General features: G+C 36.7%; 12 protein-coding genes. 9 read left to right on the top strand and 3 right to left on the bottom strand.

The features are described from left to right. Positions 1-139 precede the first annotated feature (139 nt). From B9N62_RS10575 to B9N62_RS10040, 3 genes are all read left to right on the top strand, one after another. Positions 140-286, top strand: coding sequence for a hypothetical protein (locus tag B9N62_RS10575; RefSeq protein WP_180382195.1), 147 nt, complete (start codon positions 140-142; stop codon positions 284-286). Between the two features lie 220 nt (positions 287-506). Then, entirely contained in the window at positions 507-1,568 is a 1,062-nt protein-coding gene (locus B9N62_RS10045; RefSeq protein WP_087585370.1) for a type I restriction endonuclease, read from the top strand. A gap of 10 nt (positions 1,569-1,578) precedes the next feature. Next, the gene (locus B9N62_RS10040) at positions 1,579-2,235 is read left to right on the top strand and encodes a DUF7424 family protein (RefSeq protein ID WP_085658541.1); all 657 of its coding nucleotides are present in this window, start codon (positions 1,579-1,581) and stop codon (positions 2,233-2,235) included. Here B9N62_RS10040 and B9N62_RS10035 read toward each other — a convergent pair. The 3 genes from B9N62_RS10035 to B9N62_RS10025 all read right to left on the bottom strand — a co-directional run bounded on the left by B9N62_RS10035 (position 2,232) and on the right by B9N62_RS10025 (position 4,375). Continuing rightward, complete coding sequence (locus B9N62_RS10035) at positions 2,232-2,675, bottom strand: thermonuclease family protein (protein WP_087585369.1); 444 nt, start codon at positions 2,673-2,675, stop codon at positions 2,232-2,234. The genes B9N62_RS10040 and B9N62_RS10035 overlap by 4 nt on opposite strands. Further along, positions 2,662-3,609 carry a hypothetical protein gene (locus B9N62_RS10030; protein WP_087585368.1) on the bottom strand — a complete coding sequence of 316 codons (948 nt, stop codon included), beginning with the start codon at positions 3,607-3,609 and terminating at the stop codon, positions 2,662-2,664. Before B9N62_RS10030 ends, B9N62_RS10035 begins: the two co-directional genes overlap by 14 nt. Before the next feature lie 94 nt (positions 3,610-3,703). After that, positions 3,704-4,375 carry an XRE family transcriptional regulator gene (locus B9N62_RS10025; RefSeq protein WP_087585367.1) on the bottom strand — a complete coding sequence of 224 codons (672 nt, stop codon included), beginning with the start codon at positions 4,373-4,375 and terminating at the stop codon, positions 3,704-3,706. Positions 4,376-4,484: 109 nt separating this feature from the next. Here B9N62_RS10025 and B9N62_RS10020 point away from each other — a divergent pair, with 109 nt between their 5' ends. From B9N62_RS10020 to B9N62_RS09995, 6 genes are all read left to right on the top strand, one after another. Then, positions 4,485-4,703, top strand: coding sequence for a hypothetical protein (locus tag B9N62_RS10020; RefSeq protein WP_087585366.1), 219 nt, complete (start codon positions 4,485-4,487; stop codon positions 4,701-4,703). Positions 4,704-4,705: 2 nt separating this feature from the next. Further along, positions 4,706-4,975 (top strand): hypothetical protein, encoded by a 270-nt coding sequence (locus tag B9N62_RS10015; protein WP_087585365.1) that lies wholly within the window; start codon positions 4,706-4,708, stop codon positions 4,973-4,975. Positions 4,976-5,065: 90 nt separating this feature from the next. Beyond that, positions 5,066-5,803 carry a hypothetical protein gene (locus B9N62_RS10010; RefSeq protein ID WP_087585364.1) on the top strand — a complete coding sequence of 246 codons (738 nt, stop codon included), beginning with the start codon at positions 5,066-5,068 and terminating at the stop codon, positions 5,801-5,803. Beyond that, positions 5,793-6,713 (top strand): hypothetical protein, encoded by a 921-nt coding sequence (locus tag B9N62_RS10005; RefSeq protein ID WP_180382194.1) that lies wholly within the window; start codon positions 5,793-5,795, stop codon positions 6,711-6,713. Before B9N62_RS10010 ends, B9N62_RS10005 begins: the two co-directional genes overlap by 11 nt. Next, the gene (locus tag B9N62_RS10000) at positions 6,700-7,326 is read left to right on the top strand and encodes a DUF6475 domain-containing protein (RefSeq protein ID WP_087585362.1); all 627 of its coding nucleotides are present in this window, start codon (positions 6,700-6,702) and stop codon (positions 7,324-7,326) included. The genes B9N62_RS10005 and B9N62_RS10000 overlap by 14 nt, the downstream gene beginning before the upstream one ends. Further along, complete coding sequence (locus B9N62_RS09995) at positions 7,326-7,937, top strand: DNA cytosine methyltransferase (RefSeq protein WP_087585361.1); 612 nt, start codon at positions 7,326-7,328, stop codon at positions 7,935-7,937. The genes B9N62_RS10000 and B9N62_RS09995 overlap by 1 nt, the downstream gene beginning before the upstream one ends. Positions 7,938-7,987 lie beyond the last annotated feature (50 nt).

The raw sequence follows: 7,987 nt of genomic DNA, 5'->3' as shown, positions 1-7,987 counted from the left end.
GATAAGCGCTTTTAGGCTCTCTAAAGCTTGCTCTAGGTCATTAATGTTTTGCATGACTGCTCCTTTTCTAATAGAAACCTTGCTCGCCACCGCCAGCTAGATGTTAGAAATCAATTTATACTTAAAGGAAAATTTGTATATGAAAATATTAGTGGGCTTTCGCCTACTCCAAGCAAGCAAGGCTTTTATTAGAAAAAGTAGTGTTTTTCGTTTTATTAATAACCCTGTGAAAAACTATCCTAAATCAGGGCTGGTGCTGAGTGATAGATTTTCGCCCTATCACTGACGCTTCAGATTGAAACGTGATTAACCTGCAACTCGCAGGAGGCTCACTCTGTCAAGCTTTGCTTTGAAGCCTATCTACTTTTTGTTTCGATGAGAGAATATTACCAAAGGTTATATTAAATATAACTTAATGTTATTTAAAATATTACTTAAAGTTATATATTTAAAAAATCTTTTGTGATATAATCAATTTATTAATTTTTTGTTAGGAGGTGTATTTTATGGAGGAACTAAAGTTAAAAATAAAAGAGATAGCTGCTAATATAGAAAAGCTAGGGGCTAGTATAACAACAGAGGAAGCAACAAAAAATGCTTTTATAATGCCGTTTATTAGAGCGTTAGGCTATGATGTTTTTAACCCGCTAGAGGTAATGCCTGAGTACACCCAAGATATTGGCACAAAGCAGGGCGAGCGTATAGACTATGCTATTTTTCAAAATAACGAGCCAGTGCTATTAATTGAATGTAAAAAGATAGGGGCGGAGCTTAACGCCAAAAACGAGTCACAACTGCTTAGATACTTTAATGTTAGTAAAGCTAAATTTGCGATTTTGACAAATGGTCGTGATTATAAATTTTATACCGACTTAGAAGAAAAAAATATAATGGACACAACGCCATTTTTAAGCTTTGATGTGACGAAAATAAAAGATACACAAGTGCTTGAGCTTGAGAAATTTCATAAAAAGAATTTTGATCTAGAAAATATTTTTAACACGGCGAACAACCTAAAGTACACAAACCAGCTTGATAAAATCGTAGCCGCAGAGCTTGAAAATCCTAGCCGTGAATTTGCAGCATTCTTTTTTAAAAAAATAAGCGATCAAGTAGCCACTGAAAAAAGAATAGATCAAATAACACCACTATTAAAAGCAGTTTTTGCTCAACGCATAAACGATATGGTAAGGGATAGGCTAACGTCAGCACTAGATAAAGAGACAAAAAAAGAGACAGAGTCACTACCGCTACAAGAGGACGAAAATAAAATTATAACCACACAAGAGGAGATAGACGCTTTTTATATTATTAGGGCGATCTTGGCAGCGGTTACTAGTCTTGAAAATATAATATACCGAGACGCCCAGTCTTATTTTGCAATATTTTTTACAGATAATAACCGTAAGCCGATATGCAGGCTTTATTTTACCGACAATAAAAAACAGATCGGCATAATGGATAGCGAAAAAAATGAAACAAGGTTTCAACTTGATAGAATTGAGGATATTTATGCCTATTCTGAAAAATTATGCGAGGTAGCTAAATTTTACGCTAATCAAAAATAAGGAGTAAAGGATGAATAAGTTTTTGTTATTAGTTTTAATCGGGTTTCTTTTTGCAGGGTGTAAAACAGCCGTTTTAACCGAGGTGCCATTATCAACGCTTAATGTGGACAATCAAGCAAGGACTGCGATTTTAAATATTGAGGTGCCGGGGTGTAATTCTTATGAGGACTCTAGGCAGGAGTCAAAGGCGCTTATCGATTTAAAATTAAAAATCCCGCAAGTATTTAATGGAGCGCAGTTTAAAGAGTGCTATAAAGTAAAAATGGATTCTGTGGCTTCTTTTGTTATACCAGTTTATTTTGGTAAAAACGTACTTGAAACGGAAATACAAGGCGCTGAGCTAAAAATAGGCAAAGACCAAAACAATAATCTTTTAGTTATTGCAACGAGGGGACTGCGTGATAAAATAGAGAATTTTCAAAAACAAAGTATTTCTAAATTTGATTTTTTTGTAATGTTTAAGGTAGTTAATGATACTGGCGCCGAAGTAAAAAACTTAATAGCCGAGAGTGCTTTTATTGATGACACTCCAACCTATTATATTGATTTTAATATGCCAAAAGACTCGTCCGTGGTTATAAGATTAAATGATGTAGCCACTAACATATTAACACAAAAAGGCGACAATAACGGAGTAGCACTAATCCTAAGACTGCCTAAAAATTAACGCTTTCTCCACTCCCACGGCGGAGTAGGATTACTGCTCTGCCAAAGCCCACGTTTATTCTCACGAGCCATTTTTTCTTGATCTACATACATTTTTGAGTATTTTACATAAGCCCAAGCGTAGCCATTTAGTACCATTTGAGCGTTTATATCCTGCCCTTTGTAGTGGATAATACCTAGCGTGCGTTTATATCTATCTTTGCCTTTTGGCTCTACTTCTACAACTTGCCCTGCGATCAGGCTGGCTAAAAATTGTTTTGATTTTTGTCCGTAGTCTTGCTTTTTCTCAGGTGCGTCGATGCCATATAGCCTTACCTTTGTTTGTTCTTTGCCGCTTAGCACAGTGATAGTGTCGCCGTCAGATATTTTTATGACTTTGGCTGAAAAGGCAAAGAGGGGAGCAACCACAATAAAAGCAACTAATATTTTATTTAATAACATCTAAAATATATGCACTCTTTATTTTTTGTGTTTTGCCGTCTTTAATAAGTTTTATTTTTAAATTAACTGGCTCTTGTTTTTCGGCTTTTTGTATAAGTGTTATTCTCTTTTCTACAGAGAGAATATCGGAGTTTAAATTTACGTTGCCAAGCTCTTTGACTCTAAAAGGTCTCTCGCTTGTAAAAAATTGAGATTGTATATGAAACAAATCATCTATTTCTTCTTCTATATCTGGTGTTTCAACTTGTGGCAATACGACCCTAAATTTGTCCTTATCTGCTGAAGTTATAGGAGCATTTATTTGATCGTCTAGTTCAGGGGCTATTATAGCTTTCTCTTGGTCTTGTAAAACTTCTGCAACACTTTTTTTAACACGATTAGCTGGCTCTTGCAAACTACGATCAGCAGACAAGTCTTTTACCATTTTAGATAATGTTTCTAGTCGTTTTTGTTCTGCTTCATCTCTTGCTTGCTGAGCTTGCTTTTGGATACTTTCTGCTTGGAGATCCGTATATTTATGGAAGCTGCTATTAGCAAACCAGCCACCAATGGCAACTATAAAAACTACCATTACTTGCCATCCACTCATACGTTTTAGCCCCTCTTTCAAAATATCTTTTATGTCAGTTGAAATTTCTAAACAACCCTTTTCAAGCTTAAATTTTAACATTCTTTGGCTTTGGGGAATTTGAATGTTAAATTTTTGTTCTAACCCAGCAATAAAATTCTCATATTGGGCTTGATACTCCAATACTACTCTTGCAACACCTGCATCTATATAAGTCAAATCGAAGTCGTTAAAACGACCACCATCAAGTTTAATTTTATACTCTATATCGCCTATTTTAGAGATTTTTATGTCGCTTTGTGTTTGCAACATAAAATCTTTTGCTCGCAACAAATCGGCAACTGAATTTATTTCAATATCTCTCATTATTAACCTCTCTTTTTTGTTTTAAAAAACTTCCCTTACTTTATCCCATAATCCTCAAACGTTAGCCCTTTATATACTTCGCAATGGACTTTTATTATATTCTCTTGGAGTTTATGGCATAGCAACCAACAACACGTCCTAAAATTTCGACGTTTAACTCTTCCTCAATAATTATTGGCTCGTAGTCCTTATTATCACTTATTAACGCCAATGTAGGACGTTTTTTTATTCTTTTTATAAATATTTCGTTTTCATATTTGCAAACATAAATAGCGCCCTCTATTTGGTTTATATCATCACAAAAAACAACCAAGTCGCTTTCTTTAATAGTTGGCTCCATTGAGTTACCAAAACAAGGGACAATACCTAATTTTGCGTGAGAGCTAACGTTAAACATAATTTTTAAATCGTTTGGGTTAAAAGGTAGCAATTCAGGTTCGCCAAAATCGTCGTTTTCAGCGCCACGACCTGCAGAAACTACCCCGTCTTTATAAAAAGGGATATATACAGTTTTGGTACTGTTAGAAGAGATATTATCTGCATATTTATGGGCTTCTGTCGGTTTTTCTATGGTATCGTCTAACCAATAAGCGATCGGATAGCCTGAAAATTTAGCCAGTGGTAATAAATGTTTTTTTGTCCTCTTTTCTCCAGCTAACCACTGACTAACTAAAGGCTGTGAAATGCCTAAAATATCGGCAAATTGTATAGTATTTATACCTTTTTCTTTTAGTAAATCTGACAATTTTTCTTTAAATTCTTTCATTTTTTACCCCTTCGCAAGATATAACTTTGCGTAATATTTTATAACTAAAATAATTAAAAATCAAATAACCTTAAGTTATATTTTATATAACAGATAGTAATATAAGGTTATGAAACAGACAGAATATAGAAAAAAGATTAGAAAATGGCTTGGTAAATTTTACAAGTCGGCTGGGACTTGCAATGTATATGCGAGTGGATCAAACAACAAAAAACCTAATGGAGATGTGAGATTCGCAGCTTTGCAAGAGTTTGGACACCCTTTTTATGCTTGGGGCGACAACCTAAATGCATATATTTTAGAGGTAGAAAAACTAGGAGAAGAATAAAAATGGTAGCGAATAACAGCCTAGAGGCATACAAAAAACTAAAGCCTGAACTAAGCGGCAAACGTAGAGCTGTATATGAAATGTTTTGTGAGCACAAAGAGGGTGCGACAAGGCAAGAGATAGCGCGTTGGTATAACGTAGCAATAAACAGCGTCTGCGGACGTGTCAATGAGTTAGTAGAGAAAGGCTATTTGATAGAGATCGGATCAAAAAAAGACGTGATAAGTGGGTGCAGCACATCAATACTAAAACCCGCTGAAAGGATAGCGTAATGCCTAGTATAGAGCTTGCGATTACATCGCTTGTAGCTGGCGTTATCTTGTTTGAGTTGATAAATTACTTCAACTTTAGGATATGAAAACATGAGTTTAAGCGACTTTAGTAAAGAGCAAATTTTAAGAGAACGCAGGCGACTATCAGATATGAAGAGGCGTTGCAACGATCCTAAAAACAAAGACTACAAATTTTATGGTGCTAGAGGTATAAAAATCTGCGAGGAGTGGATGAAGAATCCAACTAGCTTTTATCTTTTTGCACTTAAAGAAAACAAAGGACGCGAGGGGCTTACGATAGATCGTATAGACCCAGATGGAGATTATGAGCCCTCAAATGTGCGTTTTGTGTCACGCCATAAGAACTGCGTAGAAAATTTTGTAGGTAAGCAAGGCAAAGATACGCCTAATTTCCGCATTTATGCTAAACATGGCGGACTTTACGAAAACCAATACGAAAAGAAGCACTTTAAAGATGTGTGTCACCACTTTTGCAATCAACGTCGCAAAGGTGGCTGGAGCTTGTATGAAAGCTTGAACGTCCCAGTAGGACAAAGGCGCGATATGTTTTGGTACAAGATAGAAAAGCGAAAAACCGAGTTTTTTAACGAGATATTTCTAAATTTAAAAGACCAATTAGCTATTTATCCTGAACTAGGTAGTCCGAGAGCTTGTCCTAAATGTAAAGAAGAGTCAATGTTTTTAAAAATGGATTATCCAGTGAGAATGGAGTGTGCCTGCGGTTATCGTTTAGACTTACAAACGGTTAAGGCTAAATTTAGTGCTAGACACGTGTCTAGAGTAAGTAAGGAGCTAAGTGATGATTAAAACTCATAGCGTAGATGTTGAATTGGCTTGTAAAATAGGCTTTGATGAAGCAAATATCTTGGGGCATATTGCTTATTGGACTAAACACAACAAAGATAATAATAAAAATTTTTATAATGGCAGGCATTGGACTTATAATACTCTTGATGCATTTTTAGAACAATTTCCATACTATAAAAACACGGATAAAATAAACCGAATTTTAAAGAAACTTGAAAAGATTAATGCAATAGTAAAAGGGAATTTTAACAAAAGTCAATTTGACCGCACTGCTTGGTATTCTTTAGGCGATGATTTTCTTTATCTAATTGATGCTAATTTTGATGTTACGAACGAGTGCAAAAACGATAATTTAGAATTGCAAAATCCAAATTGCGAATACGAAAAATCCATTTTGCAAAAACGCGAAATGGAAAAAGCTAAAATGCAAAATGGATATTGTGAAAATACAAAATCAATAAAGAATAATAATCAAGACAGTTCAAACACAAACCAAACAACAATTCAAACACAGACCAAACAAAACCCCCTACCCCCTAAGGGTGTTTCACTACCTGACTTCATTGATCCAAACCTTTGGCAAGACTATCTAGCCTACAAAAAAGAACGACGAGAAAAATTGACGCAAAAGGGTATCGAGGCGAAATTTAGCGAGTGGGCTAAATGGGCGAACGATGGTATAGACGTCAATGCTTGCATACGTGAAGCTATGGCAAACGAGTGGCAAGGGGTGTTTAAGCCCAAGACGCAAGGGGGTAGCGGGCGAAACGTGCCAAACAATGCTACGACAAACCCACACGGACTAAATCAAGGCACGCTAAACACGATGCGAGCTTTTAGGGAATTTGAAGCCCAGCTAATAGCTAGCGGTCAAGGTCACAGAGTAGGAGGAAATTATGACGACAAATGAGTTTTATGACGTATTTATGCCGATAGTCGAATACTACAAGGCTGATCTTAGTCCGGCGGTTATCGCGCTTTATTTCGAGGATTTAATGGACTACGAGGCGAGTGAATTAGCCGCGGCGCTAAAACTAGTCAGACAAACACGAAAATATCCTACGATGCCTACATCGGCGGAAATTTTAGAAGCGCTTAACGGAGACGAGAGTGCCAAAGCGCAAAAGGCATTAGACGAGCTAGTTTACGCGATAGGCCGCTACGGACCTTATCGTAGCGTATGCTTTAAAGACGGTGCGATAATGTCAGTAGTGCGTGCTAGGGGTGGCTGGGTAAAGGTTTGCAACCTAGAGGGGCAAGACTGGGAGAATTTTAAAAAGTGGGACTTTGCCAAGCTTTATAAGATTTACACGAAAACCCCGCAAATTTGTCCCGATTATCTAATCGGCGAGAGCGAGGCGAATAACGGCTTTAACGGCGTAGGCGGAAACGAGCCAGTATATTTTATCGGTGGAGCTAACGACGGCAAGTTTATGGGCGTGGCTAAATTTAAAGCCCTAGCTGAGCAAAAATCACCTATTAAGGCGATATTAACGGGCGTGATAAAAAGGATTGGGGCGTGATGAAAGTATTAAACCTTTTTGCAGGGCTTGGCGGTAACCGCAAGTATTGGGATGATGTAGCAAGAGAAAAAGGCGTAAGTACAGAGGTAACAGCCGTTGAGTTTGACCCTGAAATAGCAAAAGCTTATACAAAGCGTTATCCAAACGACAACGTGATAATTGGTGACGCTTGGGATTATGCTGCTAAAAATTATTTAGATTTTGATTTTATATGGGCTAGTCCTCCGTGCCAAAGCCACAGCAGGCTAAATTTTTGTAATAACTCACGCAATGAGGCAACGAGAGTTTTGCCAGATTTTAGGCTTTATGAGCTTATATCGTATCTTAAGATGTTTTGTAAAAAAGCTTTTGTAGTTGAAAATGTAGTGCCATACTATGAGCCACTCATAAAGCCGACCGCTGAGATAGGCAGGCATTATTTTTGGAGTAGTTTTGCACTTGATGGGATAAATACTCCAGCTTTTAGAGTGATAAAACACGTAAAAAATGCAGACTTTAAAGATTTTAGCTTAGACGAATTTAAGATAAAAAACAAACGCCAAGCTATAAGAAACGAAGTTGATTATGAGATAGGCAAAAAGATATTTGAGCGATACTTGGAGCAAATATGAAAGCCGTATATATCACGATAACCGAAAGCGGAGCTAGCATAATTGCAAAG

It is taken from the genome of Campylobacter concisus (assembly GCF_002165785.1).
In the GTDB taxonomy this organism is placed as follows: domain Bacteria; phylum Campylobacterota; class Campylobacteria; order Campylobacterales; family Campylobacteraceae; genus Campylobacter_A; species Campylobacter_A concisus_W.
This window is presented reverse-complemented; position numbering and strand designations above follow the sequence as displayed.